Genomic DNA, 12398 nt, shown 5'->3' on the forward strand with positions numbered 1-12398 from the left:
GGGCGCCCCCTGCGACCAGGGGGCGCCCTCAGGCGTTGTGCGGCTCCCTACGGGGCGTGCGGGGCGCTCAGTCGGTCGTGTACTGGTGCAGTCCCGGGATGTGCAGCGTGCCGCCGAACTGGCCGGCCTGGACGACCGTCACCTTGGTGAAGTAGATGAGGGGGATGTCCAGCGGCGGCGGGTTCTCCGGGTCGAAGGTGATCGGGATCAGCCCGAGCAGGTTGCCCGAGATGCTCTCGGTGTACATCACCGTCTCGCCGTCGCGGATCGTGGACGTGGAGCCCTGGGCCGCCTGCACGTGGTAGGTCTTGCCGGCCTGCTCGTCCTTCACCGTCTGGTGCAGGTCGCCGATGTCGGTGCCGTTGGAGATGACGTACTTCAGCACCTTCTTGGTGGTGCCGTTGGCCGTCTTCACCTCGACGACGCCCTTGTAGGAGGCGCCCTTCAGCAGCAGCGAGCTGGCGTTGAGGTACCACGGGTCGTCGGGCAGCGGCAGCTTGTTGTCGACGCCGCCCTCGTCGTCGGTGGCGACCGGACAGTCGTCGACGTCGGTACCGGGGCTCGCGGAGGCGCTGGGGGTGGGCGTGGCGGTGGCGTCCTCCGTGGCCTTCGCCGCGTCCTCCTTCGCCTTCTCTGCCGCCTCCTCGGCCGCCTTGTCCACCGACTTCCCGGTGTCCTCGGCCGCCTTCGACGCCGTGTCGGTCGCGCCCTCGACGGTGTCCTTCGCGGCGTCGGTGACCTTCCCGGTCGTGTCCTTCAGCGCGCCGGACGTGCCGGACGCGCTCTCGGACGCCGAGGGGGTCGGCGTGGGGCTCGGGCTCTCCTCGGCCTTCTTGCCGCCGGTGAAGATGTCCTCAAGGGTGTTGCCGAGCCCCTCCAGCAGACCGCCCCTGGTCTCCGACTCGGAGGGGGACGGCGTGGCGGCCGAGCCGGACGCCTCCTCGCTCTGCGACGCGGAGGGACTCGGGTCGGGGGCGGCCTGCTCGTCCTTGGCGCCCTTGTCGTCGGAACCTGAATCCGACGAAGAGGTGTCGCCCTTGTCCGTGCCGGCGTCCGCGCCCGCGTCCTTGCCGGACTCCCCGGTGGAGGCCGAGGGGTCGGGCTCCTTCACGTCGTCCTTGCCCTCGTCGGCCCCGTCGCTCGCCGAGGGCGAGGGCGTGGGCGACTCGGACGGGTCCTTCTCGGCGTCCTCCAGGGCCGCCACGCAGTCCTTGTACTCGTCGGCCGTCAGGCTGTTGGAGGGCGGCGCCGCGTCGTTGCCGTCGGCGATGGCGAGCGTCGGCGTGAACCCCATCCCCATGAGCACGGCCGTCGGCATCGCCGCGATGGCTATCGCCTTGCCGGCCGGCATGTGGAACCTGGTGAACAACGGCTTCTTGGGTGCCGCGTGGCGCGGCCCGGTTCTCACACGGGACGACTCCACGTCAGTCCCGCGGGTCACCTCGTCAGCCGGCACTGTGCCTCCCGTTCGCCCCGTTGGCCGGGCTTGTTCCTGACAGATCGTGCGCCCCCGGTACCGCGAAGGCCTGGGAGGGCTCCCCGTCGTCCAGCCCGCCCCGCGGACCCGGCACCGCGGGGCCGGGCGCCCGCGTCCCGGGCTCCGGGAAGCCGGGGAAGGCGGTGTCGTCGGCCGCGGGGACCGCGCCCTCGGGCGTGTCGTCCGTGCCCTTGCCCTCCAGCGGCGGCTCGGCCTGCGGCGGCTCGCCCGGCACCCACGACACGGCCATGGCTCCGCCGATGAGCGCGAGCAGGAAGCCGATGAGGAAGCCGCCGAGGTTCGACACGGGGATGGACACCAGCGCCAGCAGGATCGCCGCGACGCCCGCGAAGACCCGGACGTGCTTCTGGAACCACAGGCTGACGCCCAGGACGACCAGCAGCACGCCGATGATCAGGGACCCGGCGCCCGCGGTGGTGGACATCGCCAGCGTCAGGTGACCGATCTGGAGGTTCGCGTACGGGAAGTAGGCGATGGGGAGTCCGCCGAGCGCGACGAACAGGCCGGCCCAGAACGGCCGCGCGCCTCGCCAGGCACGGAACTGCAGCCTGCGGCGGGTGAACTGGCCGGCGGCGGCAGGAGTCTCGGCGCTCATGGAAAACAGCTCCCTGGTACGGCTTTGCTGTGGTGGAGATGTGGTCCGCGCGTGAAGGCGCGGCCGGAGAGTGGACGGGCGGGGGCGCCACCGGCTCCCCCGCCCGTCAGCGAGTGCTTAGTAGCACTCCTTGACACCCTTGGACAGCGACATCTTCAGACCGCTGAGCTTGAAGGTTCCGGCGGTGGTCGCCCACGCCGTCTGCTTCACACCGGTCAGCGTGGCCGAGTCGGCCTGCTGCGAGAACCCGTACGGGTTCGTGGTGTCGCCCTTCTTGATGCCGGGACCCTTGTTGGCGTCCTTGGCGGCCACACCGATGTCGATGCCGCGGAACGTGGCATCGGCCTCGAGGTCCTCGACGTCGATGTACAGGTTCTCGGCCTCGACCGCCTTGTCACCGCCGCCCGCCTTCAGCATGAGGCTGACGGAGCCGATCAGCGGGATGTCCGGGGTGACCACGGACTGGCACATGTTCGTGATCTGCGCGGACTTGAACGCCGAGACCGCGACGGGGTGAGCCGCCTTCTCGCCCTTCAGCGTGTAGCCCGAGTCGACCGCGCCGTACTGCATAAAGCCCGTGCCGTCGAGCCGGTCCGCCGTCACCTTGAACGACTGACCCGACACGCTGAACGACGCGGCGAGAGCGCCCTGCGCGAGCGCGACGCCTATCGCAGCCGTGGCGGCCACGCTGGGCACCATCACCACGGCGAACCGCTTCCATCTGGTCCCGCCACGCACCTGGGACTCCATATTTCCTCCTTCTCGGACGTACATCTCCTGGCCTCGGCCGGCCGCCGGTTCGGCGGCGCGGTCTGGCAGGGATGGGAGAAGTGCTACGTCCTCGGGAAGGAGAGCGCCCGCACTCGGCGGCACGTACAACGCGCCCGAATAACCGGCGATCACCCCCGAGCGACAACCACTGGTCGCGCCTGACACGCATCACGCACAACCCTGCTGGACAGGCTTCGCCGGATGAGCGAAGACCCCCCTGCCCAAGGGCCGGCATCACTGCCGCCGACCCTGCTCGGTGGGGACCCAGGAACCCCCGCGACCCGACCGGCTGTCGGGGTACGGGAATGGACCGAGCGTCGCCGATCGTGGTGCATTCTCGCCGTCGGCACAAGGGGGTTCGTTACTGGCTAGTAGCGGGCGTGTGACAGCGGGACGACGCAACGGGCCCGAACGGCGACGCTGGGTGCGTCATAAGGGCGGAACAAAACCATTGATCGACGGACAGAGTCCGACAGATCGACGCCATCGACTTACTGGCAGTAACAGCGGCCGCGATTACCAAGTTTTGGTAAAGCGCGGCCGCAGTGACGCCTCTTCGACAGCTCCTTCACATACGCAACACGCCGACGGCGTTTAGAACGCCGATCAGAACAGGGCGCGTGCGAGCGCCCGGCGCGCCGCGGTCACCCGCGGGTCGTCGGCACCGACCACCTCGAACAGTTCGAGCAGCCGCCGCCGTACGGCGTCCCGGTCGTCGCCCGCCGTGACGCGCACCGTGTCGACGAGGCGCCCGAAGGCGTCCTCCACGTGACCGCCCACCAGGTCCAGGTCGGCGGCGGCGATCTGCGCCTGGGCGTCGCCCGGCCTGTCGGCCGCGTCCCGGCGGACGCTCTGCGGGTCGGCGTTCTGCACCCGCTGGAGCAACTCGGCCTGCGCCAGGCCCAGTTTGGCCTCCGTGTTGGCCGGCTCCTCGGCCAGCACGTTCTTGTACGCCTGGACGGCACCGCCCAGGTCGCCCGCGTCCATCGCCTGCACGGCGGCGTCGAGGGCCGCGTCGTGCGGCCCGGCCGGACGCTCGGGGGCGGCGGACCGCTCGGCGCCCGGCTCCGCCTCGGGGTCGACGACCAGACCGGTCAGGCCGAAGCGCTCCTCGCCGACCTGCACCAGCTGGTCCAGGGTCTGGCGGATCTGCGTCTCGCCGGCGGCCCCCTGGAAGAGCGGCAGCGCCTGGCCGGCGACGACCGCGAACACGGCCGGGATGCCCTGGACGCCGAACTGCTGCATCAGCGTCTGGTTGGCGTCGACGTCGATCCTGGCGAGGAGAAAGCGTCCGTTGTACTCGACGGCCAGCCGCTCCAGGACCGGGCTCAACTGCTTGCAGGGCTCGCACCACTCGGCCCAGAAGTCGATGACGACCGGGACCTCGGTGGACCGCTGCAGGACGTCGCTCTCGAAGCCGGCCTCGTCGACGTCGATCACGAGGTCGGCCGGGGAGACGGCGCCCGCGCCGCCGCCAGTCCTGGCCGCCTCGGCGCGCGCCTGCTCCGCCTTCGCCTTGGCCTCCTGGGCCTGCTTCACCGCGGCGAGGTCGACGACCCCGCTCATGGACATGTTCCGTGGCTGCATGGGTCTATCCTCCCCCGTACGGCGTGCGCGTGTGAAAAGCGGGTCGAAAGCCCGCCCGGATGTGTGCTGTTCGGCGTGTGTACTGCTCGGCGCCGGGTCCCCACCCCACGCCCGTGGTCGTCGCTGGGGCGCGGGCGGACCCACGCTTTCGCTACGCGTCGTAGCGTAATGCCAGGACTGCCCTTCGGAACACCCCACCGCCAGACCTCGTCGCGGTGATCTGTCTCACCACCGGCCGCGTGTTACCCGCCGGTTAAGGTCGGGGGATGCAGAGCAGCAGCCCCGCCGGCCGTGCCGGACGCCCGCGCAGCGCCACGGCGGACACCGCGATCCTGGCCGCGACGCGGGCCGCCCTGGTCGACCTCGGCTGGTCGAAGCTCACCCTGGGAGACGTCGCGGCCCGGGCCGGGGTTGCCAAGACGACGCTCTACCGCCGCTGGGCGGGCAAGAACGAGCTGGTCGTGGACGCGGTGGCGGAGCTCTTCGACGAGCTCGAACTGCCCGACCGCGGCTCGCTCGCCGCGGACATCGAGGGCGTGGTGCTCCAGTTCGCGGCGATCCTGGCCCGTCCGGAGGCCCGGAGCGGCCTGATGGCGGTGGTCGCGGAGTCCACGCGCGACGACGCACTGCGCGAGCGCATCCGTACGTCGATCGTCGAGCGGCAGAAGCGCCTGGTCCTGGAGGGCAGGGCCCGGGCGCAGGCCCGGGGGGAGCTGCCGCCGGAGCCGGACGCCGCGGAGGCGGCCCGCACGGCGGACCTGATCTTCGACATGGTCGCGGGAGCGGTGGTGCACCGCACCCTGGTCAGCGCGGAGGCCGCGAACGAGGAGTGGGTACGCGGCCTGACGCAGGTCCTCCTGTGGGGCCTGGCCGCACAGCCGACCGAGCCGGGCGACGGCTGACGGGCGACCTCTCGACCGACCGAGCCGGCCGACGGGCAACGGTGACCTCTCGGCCGAGCGAGCGGCCGACGGGCAACGGGTGACCTCTTGACCGACCGAGTCGGGTGGTGGGTGGGCACAGGCCCGGGGGTCCAGGGGGCGGAGCCCCCTGGTGGCGCCCACCGGGACACGCGGCGCCTAGAACCCCGCAGGCTCCGTGTACACCCCCCACTCGTCCCGCAGCACCCCGCAGATCTCGCCCAGCGTCGCCTCCGCCCGCACCGCGTCCAGCATCGGCTCGATCATGTTGCCGCCCGAGCGGGCCGCCGCCAGCATCGCGTCCAGCGCGCCTCTCACCGCCGCATCGTCGCGGGCGACCTTGCGCTCGCCCAGCACCCGCACCTGCTCGCGCTCGACCTCGTGGCTGACCCGCAGGATCTCCAGGTCGCCGGTGACGGAGCCGGTGTGCACGTTGACGCCGACCACCTTCTTGTCGTCCTTCTCCAGGGACTGCTGGTAGCGGAAGGCGGACTCGGCGATCTCCCCGGTGAACCAGCCATCCTCGATGCCGCGCAGCAGGCCGGAGGTGACCGGTCCGACCGGGTGCTGCCCGTCGGGGTGGGCCCGCAGCCCCCGCTCCTTGATCTGCTCGAAGATCTTCTCGGCGTCGGCCTCGATGCGGTCGGTCAGCTGCTCGATGAACCAGGAACCGCCCAGCGGGTCGGCGACGTTGGCGACGCCGGTCTCCTCCATCAGCACCTGCTGGGTGCGCAGGGCGATCTCGGCGGCCTGCTCGCTGGGCAGGGCGAGGGTCTCGTCGAGCGCGTTGGTGTGCAGGGAGTTGGTGCCGCCGAGCACGGCCGCCAGCGCCTCGACGGCGGTGCGCACGACGTTGTTGTACGGCTGCTGCGCGGTCAGCGAGACACCGGCGGTCTGGGTGTGGAACCGCAGCCACTGCGCCTTGTCGGTCTGCGCCCCGTACACGTCGCGCATCCAGCGGGCCCAGATCCTGCGGGCCGCGCGGAACTTGGCGATCTCCTCGAAGAAGTCGAGGTGTGCGTCGAAGAAGAAGGAGAGGCCGGGCGCGAAGACGTCGACGTCCAGACCGCGGCTGAGCCCCAGCTCCACGTACCCGAAGCCGTCCGCCAGGGTGTACGCCAGCTCCTGCGCGGCCGTCGCCCCGGCCTCGCGGATGTGGTACCCGGAGACGGAGAGCGGCTTGTAGGCGGGGATGCCGGCCGCGCAGTACTCCATGAGGTCGCCGATGAGCCTGAGGTGCGGCTCGGGCTGGAAGAGCCACTCCTTCTGGGCGATGTACTCCTTGAAGATGTCGGTCTGCAGCGTGCCGTTGAGCACGGACGCGTCGACACCCTGCCGCTCGGCGGCGACCAGGTACATGCAGAACACGGGCACGGCCGGCCCGCTGATCGTCATGGAGGTCGTCACGTCCCCCAGCGGGATGTCCTTGAACAGCACCTCCATGTCGGCGGCCGAGTCGATGGCCACCCCGCAGTGCCCGACCTCACCGAGCGAGCGGGGGTCGTCGGAATCGCGGCCCATCAGCGTCGGCATGTCGAACGCGACGGACAGACCGCCTCCGCCGTTGCGGAGGATCATCTTGTAGCGCTCGTTGGTCTGCTCGGCGTTGCCGAACCCGGCGAACTGCCGGATGGTCCACGTACGCCCCCGGTATCCGGTCGGATACAGGCCGCGGGTGAAGGGGTACTCGCCCGGCCAGCCGATCCGCTCGAAGCCCTCGTACTCGTCCCCCGGCCGGGGCCCGTACACCGGCTCCACGGGGTCCCCGGAGAGCGTGGTGAAGTCCGCGCCGCGCTTACGCGCCGCATCGTACCGGGCCTGCCACCGAAGGCGGCCCTCATGAATGGCGTCAGCGTCCATGCTCTCGAATTTACTAGGACGTCCTAATAAATGACAGTGGGGCTGGTCAGGACGTGCGCGTCGGTGGCCGCAGCCCACCGGCTACGCTGACAGCCATGAAGAAGAGCGTTCTGACCCGCTACCGGGTGATGGCCTACGTCACGGCCGTGCTGCTGGTCGTCCTGACCGTGGGTGTCATCGGCAAGCGCCTGCTGGACCTGGACGGGTTCGACAGCCTGGTCACGGTGGTCGGCATCGCACACGGCTGGCTGTACGTGCTCTACCTGGTCTTCGCCTTCGACCTGGGCAACAAGGCGAAGATGCCGGTGGTGCGCCTTCTGTGGGTGCTCCTGGCCGGCACCATCCCGACAGCCGCCTTCTTCGTCGAGCGCCGCGTGACCCGCGAGGTCCAGCCGCTCATCACGGCCGACCGGCAGCCCAGCCCCGCCGCCGCGAGCTCGTGATCCCGTGACCGCGAGCCGGGTGGTTCGCGGTCACTTGGTGATGTAGTGACACTGCACGGCACGCAACTTTCCGTTGACATGGAACTTCGCGCACGCCTTGCCGTACGCGGGCAGCGTCTGCGGAGCCACGTGACGCATCGGGCTCCCGTCGCACTCCGCATGCGTCGCCCCTCGCGAGGTCCTGTAGGTCCTGTTGTCCGTGTCCGCGCAGGAGAAGTCGATCCTCCAGTTGCAGAACTTGGAGAAGGTGGCCGCGAGACCGGCACAGTCGACGCCCGCGAACTGTGACGTGATCCGCTTTCCCGACCCCTCGACGGTGTGGGTCAGAAAGCAGCCGACGGGAACCCTGATGCCCGCACCGCGCAGGTCGTAGTCGAAGGTGCCGAGGGCGGTACTCCCCGTGGCACTGGCGTGCACCGGGCCTGGCGCGCCGAGCACGAGGACGACGCCCGCCACGGCGGCCGTCCCGGCCGTCACCATGCGACGCACGAACTTCTGAACACTCATCGGCAGACTTCCCATCGCGAACGGCCTTGGAAGAGCGGCCGACCCGATCGGCGACCGCTGCAAGGATCGCAGCGACGACGGCAGGCGTAAGCGTTTCTGCAGCTCAGCGGCGACTTTCTCACCACTACGAGGGAGCGTCGCCCGTGCGCTGACGCGCTCAGTCCCCCTTGAAGTCCCCCGCGGCGACCCGTAGTGGTCTGAGCATTGCAAAGATCTCGCCGCACTCCTCGGCGTCGTACGCGCTCAGGCCGAAGTCCATCGCCATCAGTTCGCGGGTGGCCGCCTCGACGACCTCGCGGCCCTTGTCGGTGATGGTGGCCAGCGTCCCGCGGCCGTCGTTGGGGTTGGGGCGCTTGTCCACCAGGCCGGAGCGCACCAGCCGGTCGACGGTGTTCGTCACGGAGGTGGGGTGCACCATGAGGCGCTCGCCGATCTTGGACATCGGCAGCTCGCCCGACTTGGAGAAGGTGAGCAGCACCAGCGCCTCGTACCGCGCGAACGTCAGGCCGTACGGCTTGACCACGGCGTCGACCTCGGCCAGCAGGATCTGCTGGGCCCGCATGATCGAGGTGATCGCGGCCATGGACGGCACGCCGCCCCAGCGCTGGGCCCAGAGTTCGTCGGCTCGGGCGATGGGATCGAAGGAGAGACTGAGGGGCTTCGGCACGCCAACAGACCATACCGGCCGGTCACATGTCGGTCAGCCCCGTCTCGCCCTTCGATATCACCAAACCGCCGGGGCGCTCACCCCGCGAGGTGGCGCTCGACCGTCTCGACCTTCGAGGTCAGGCCGTCCGTCACACCGGGACGGATGTCCGCCTTGAGGACCAGGGAGACCCGCGGTGCCCGCGCCTCGACGGCGGCGACGGCCCGCCGGACGACGTCCATGACCTCGTCCCACTCGCCCTCGATCGACGTGAACATGGCGTCGGTGCGGTTCGGCAGCCCGGACTCGCGGACCACTCGGACGGCGTCGGCGACGTACTCCCCCACGTCCTCGCCGACGCCGAGCGGCGTCACGGAGAAGGCGACGATCATGCGTTGACGACTCCTTCCTGGCGGGCGCGGGAGGCGATGACCGCGCTCTCGGCCTCGTGCTTGAGCTTGCGCTCGGCGAAGAAGCCGCCGGTCGGCAGGACCGAGAGGACGAAGTAGAGGGCGGCGGTCTTCAGCGGCCACTTGGCGCGGTTCCAGGCGTCCGCCCAGAAGATCACGTACAGCACGAAGAGGACACCGTGGATCATGCCCATCGCCGGCACCGCGTTGAAGTCGGTGGTCCGCTTCAGGACGGAGCAGACGAGCAGGAGGAGGAAGGAGATCGCCTCGGGGGCCGAGACCAGGCGGAGGCGGCGGAGGGCGGTGGCGGTCTTGAGGTCCACGGGTCACCTTCGGAAGGGAGGGATGCGCCGGTGGCGCGGGCGGTGTGCGGTCCGCCTTGTGAACGGAAGCACAATCGTTCGCCCATTGTGGCAAACAATGCCCCAAGGGATGGACTCAGGGTCGTTCTCCACCCGTGGGCCCTGTTCCGTCCACCCTTGACGGGGCTACTTTCGCAGCGTGGCGATGTTCCGACTTCAAGGCAGCAAGGTCCTCGCCGTCGACATGACCCAAGACGCCGTGAAGGCGAAGAACGGCTCGATGGTCGCGTACGACGGGGAGATGACCTTCAAGAAGCTGAGCGGCGGCGGTGAGGGCATCCGGGGGATGGTGACCCGGCGGATCACCGGCGAGCAGATGACGGTGATGGAGGTGAAGGGGCAGGGCACCTGCTGGTTCGCGGACCGGGCCTCGGAGATCAGCCTCGTGGCCCTCCAGGGCGACAAGCTGTACGTCGAGTCGAGCAACTTCCTGGCGGCCGACGCGGGGCTGCGGACCGGCACGAGCTTCACGGGCACCCGCGGCGCCTCCCAGGGCAACGGGCTGTTCACCACGACGATCGAGGGACACGGGCAGGCGGCGATCATGTCCGACGGTCCCGCGGTGGTGCTGCGGGTCAGCGCGCAGTACCCGCTGACCGTCGACCCGGGTGCCTACGTCGCGCACCAGGGGAACCTGCGGCAGTCCTTCCAGTCGGGTGTGAGCTTCCGCACGCTGTTCGGGGAGGGCGGCGGCGAGGCCTTCCAGATCCGCTTCGAGGGCGACGGACTGGTGTACGTGCAGCCGAGCGAGCGGAACACGATCGCGGGGGATGTGTGAGATGGCCTTCGAGGAGATCAATTCCAAGATGGTCCGGGCGACCGTCGCTCCCGGGCAGCGGCTGTTCAGTCAGCGCGGGGCGATGCTCGCCTACCGGGGCGAGGTGTCCTTCACCCCCAATCTGCGCGGCGGGCAGGGCGGGGTCATGTCGATGATCGGCCGCCGGGTGGCGAACGAGGACACGCCGCTGATGACCGTCGAGGGCAGCGGCACCGTGTTCTTCGGGCACGGCGGCCACCACGTCCAGGTGATCAACCTGTCGGGCGACACCCTGTACGTGGAGGCGGACCGCCTCCTCGCCTTCGAGGGCACCCTGGAGCAGAGCACCGTGTTCCTCGGCTCGCAGGGCGGGGTCATGGGCATGGTGCGGGGCCAGGTGAGCGGGCAGGGGCTGTTCACCACGTCCCTCAAGGGCCACGGCTCGGTGGCGGTGATGGCCCACGGGGGCGTTTTCGAGGTGCCCATCACCCCGCAGCGCCCGGTGCGCGTGGACCCGCAGGCCTACGTCGCCCACCACGGCGACGTGCGCAACAAGCTGTCCACGGCGCTGGGCTGGCGGGAGATGGTGGGGCGCGGCTCCGGCGAGGCGTTCCAGCTGGAGCTGAGCGGCAGCGGCACGGTGTTCGTCCAGGCCTCGGAGGAGAAGCTGTGAGCACGGTCCACCACGACCCGGCGACGCTGCCGGCCGACGACAACGTCAACGCGTACACCTTCTGCGTGGAGCTCAAGGGCAGCCAGTGGTTCCTGCAGAAGGGGAAGATGATCGCCTACTACGGGACGATCGACTTCAACGGGATCGGGCACGGCCGGCTGGACCGTCTGGTGCGCACGTCCTTCCATTCGCCTCTGCACGCGAGCGACTGGGTCGTGGCGGAGGGCTCGGGCAAGATGCTCCTCGCCGACCGGGCCTTCGACGTGAATTCGTATGACCTGGAAGACGGCAACCTGACCATTCGCTCGGGCAACTTGCTCGCTTTTCAGCCAAGCCTCGCACTCAAGCAGTCGATCGTGCCGGGCTTCCTGACGCTGATCGGAACCGGGAAGTTCGTGGCCGCGTCCAACGGTCCGGTGGTGTTCATGGAACCGCCGATCCGGGTCGACCCGCAGGCCCTGGTCGGCTGGGCCGACTGCCCGTCTCCGTGCCACCACTACGACCACGGGTACATGACCGGCCTGCTGGGCGGTCTACGTGCGATGACAGGGCTCGGCGGGGCCTCCGGGGAGGAGCACCAGTTCGAGTTCGTGGGCGCGGGGACGGTGCTGCTGCAGTCGAGCGAGGCGCTGATGGCGGAGCAGGCCGTGGGGACTCCTCCGCAGCAGGCGGGCGTGCCCGGCGGCGGGGCCTCGGGAGCGCCGGGAGGCCGGTCGGGGGTACCGGGACTTCCCGGACAGCTGGGGGACCTCCAGCGCCGCTTCGGGCTGTGAGCGGTAATCTGCGGAGTGTGACATCGAACGCGTGCGCACCGTCACCGTCACGGGAAACCCCTCACTAGTTCGCCTTTCAACATTTTAGGTAGACTTCATTCATGGAGACCGAGACGGCCACTCGCTGGCTGACCGATACGGAGCAGTGTGCTTGGCGCACCCACCTGGAGGTCAACAGGCTGTTGACGCACCAGCTCGAGAAGGACCTGCAGCCGTTCGGCCTGACAATGAACGACTACGAGATTCTGGTGAACCTCTCCGAGTCGGAGGGCGACAGAATGCGGATGAGCGACCTGGCCACCGCCACGATGCAGTCCAAGAGCCGCCTCTCCCACCAGATCACCCGCATGGAGAACGCGAACCTGGTCCGGCGGGAGAACTGCGAGTCCGACCGCCGCGGACTCTTCGCCGTCCTCACCGAGCACGGCCTGGAGACGATGCGGAAGGTCGCACCGCACCACGTGGCCTCCGTCCGCAGGCACTTCATCGACCTGCTGGCCCCGGAGGACCTGACGGAGCTGGACAAGGCGCTCAAGCCCATCGCGGAGCACCTGCGCGGGCAGCGGGGCCGGTCCTGATCACCTCGTCGCGGGCCG

General features: G+C 69.8%; 15 protein-coding genes. 6 read left to right on the plus strand and 9 right to left on the minus strand.

All coding sequences use genetic code 11. The annotated features are described in order from the left end of the window. Positions 1-67 precede the first annotated feature (67 nt). From ACIQFU_RS33400 to ACIQFU_RS33415, 4 genes are all read right to left on the minus strand, one after another. Positions 68-1456, minus strand: coding sequence for a hypothetical protein (locus tag ACIQFU_RS33400; RefSeq protein ID WP_402556642.1), 1389 nt, complete (start codon positions 1454-1456; stop codon positions 68-70). Beyond that, positions 1446-2093 (minus strand): DUF6114 domain-containing protein, encoded by a 648-nt coding sequence (locus ACIQFU_RS33405; protein ID WP_402556644.1) that lies wholly within the window; start codon positions 2091-2093, stop codon positions 1446-1448. Before ACIQFU_RS33405 ends, ACIQFU_RS33400 begins: the two co-directional genes overlap by 11 nt. A gap of 117 nt (positions 2094-2210) precedes the next feature. Next, on the minus strand, positions 2211-2843 hold the full coding sequence (locus ACIQFU_RS33410) for a DUF6230 family protein (RefSeq protein ID WP_402556646.1): 633 nt from the start codon (positions 2841-2843) through the stop codon (positions 2211-2213). 627 nt (positions 2844-3470) lie between these two features. Beyond that, on the minus strand, positions 3471-4451 hold the full coding sequence (locus ACIQFU_RS33415) for a tetratricopeptide repeat protein (RefSeq protein ID WP_402556647.1): 981 nt from the start codon (positions 4449-4451) through the stop codon (positions 3471-3473). 266 nt (positions 4452-4717) lie between these two features. Here ACIQFU_RS33415 and ACIQFU_RS33420 point away from each other — a divergent pair, with 266 nt between their 5' ends. Further along, on the plus strand, positions 4718-5353 hold the full coding sequence (locus tag ACIQFU_RS33420) for a TetR/AcrR family transcriptional regulator (RefSeq protein WP_402556649.1): 636 nt from the start codon (positions 4718-4720) through the stop codon (positions 5351-5353). A 177-nt stretch (positions 5354-5530) separates the two neighbouring features. On the opposite strand, the gene ACIQFU_RS33425 is transcribed toward ACIQFU_RS33420, so the two are convergent. Then, the gene (locus ACIQFU_RS33425) at positions 5531-7231 is read right to left on the minus strand and encodes a methylmalonyl-CoA mutase (protein ID WP_402556651.1); all 1701 of its coding nucleotides are present in this window, start codon (positions 7229-7231) and stop codon (positions 5531-5533) included. Positions 7232-7326: 95 nt separating this feature from the next. Here ACIQFU_RS33425 and ACIQFU_RS33430 point away from each other — a divergent pair, with 95 nt between their 5' ends. After that, a complete protein-coding gene (locus ACIQFU_RS33430; protein WP_402556652.1) occupies positions 7327-7674 on the plus strand; it encodes a DUF3817 domain-containing protein in 348 nt (115 codons plus the stop codon). 30 nt (positions 7675-7704) lie between these two features. Here ACIQFU_RS33430 and ACIQFU_RS33435 read toward each other — a convergent pair whose 3' ends face one another. The 4 genes from ACIQFU_RS33435 to ACIQFU_RS33450 form a co-directional block, all read right to left on the minus strand. Then, positions 7705-8181, minus strand: coding sequence for a hypothetical protein (locus ACIQFU_RS33435; RefSeq protein WP_402556654.1), 477 nt, complete (start codon positions 8179-8181; stop codon positions 7705-7707). Positions 8182-8338: 157 nt separating this feature from the next. Continuing rightward, entirely contained in the window at positions 8339-8848 is a 510-nt protein-coding gene (locus ACIQFU_RS33440) for a MarR family winged helix-turn-helix transcriptional regulator (RefSeq protein ID WP_402556656.1), read from the minus strand. A 77-nt stretch (positions 8849-8925) separates the two neighbouring features. Continuing rightward, on the minus strand, positions 8926-9219 hold the full coding sequence (locus ACIQFU_RS33445; RefSeq protein ID WP_052840632.1) for an MTH1187 family thiamine-binding protein: 294 nt from the start codon (positions 9217-9219) through the stop codon (positions 8926-8928). Next, positions 9216-9560, minus strand: coding sequence for a DUF3817 domain-containing protein (locus ACIQFU_RS33450; protein ID WP_402556657.1), 345 nt, complete (start codon positions 9558-9560; stop codon positions 9216-9218). The genes ACIQFU_RS33445 and ACIQFU_RS33450 overlap by 4 nt, the downstream gene beginning before the upstream one ends. A gap of 184 nt (positions 9561-9744) precedes the next feature. Between ACIQFU_RS33450 and ACIQFU_RS33455 the strand changes: the two genes are divergently transcribed. The 4 genes from ACIQFU_RS33455 to ACIQFU_RS33470 all read left to right on the plus strand — a co-directional run bounded on the left by ACIQFU_RS33455 (position 9745) and on the right by ACIQFU_RS33470 (position 12380). Continuing rightward, positions 9745-10377, plus strand: coding sequence for an AIM24 family protein (locus ACIQFU_RS33455; protein WP_402556752.1), 633 nt, complete (start codon positions 9745-9747; stop codon positions 10375-10377). Position 10378: 1 nt separating this feature from the next. Beyond that, complete coding sequence (locus ACIQFU_RS33460; RefSeq protein ID WP_402556754.1) at positions 10379-11029, plus strand: AIM24 family protein; 651 nt, start codon at positions 10379-10381, stop codon at positions 11027-11029. Next, on the plus strand, positions 11026-11802 hold the full coding sequence (locus ACIQFU_RS33465; RefSeq protein ID WP_402556658.1) for an AIM24 family protein: 777 nt from the start codon (positions 11026-11028) through the stop codon (positions 11800-11802). The genes ACIQFU_RS33460 and ACIQFU_RS33465 overlap by 4 nt, the downstream gene beginning before the upstream one ends. Positions 11803-11903: 101 nt before the next feature. Beyond that, complete coding sequence (locus ACIQFU_RS33470; protein ID WP_076976372.1) at positions 11904-12380, plus strand: MarR family winged helix-turn-helix transcriptional regulator; 477 nt, start codon at positions 11904-11906, stop codon at positions 12378-12380. Positions 12381-12398 lie beyond the last annotated feature (18 nt).

It is taken from the genome of Streptomyces sp. NPDC093065 (genome assembly GCF_044754585.1).
Classification (GTDB): domain Bacteria; phylum Actinomycetota; class Actinomycetes; order Streptomycetales; family Streptomycetaceae; genus Streptomyces.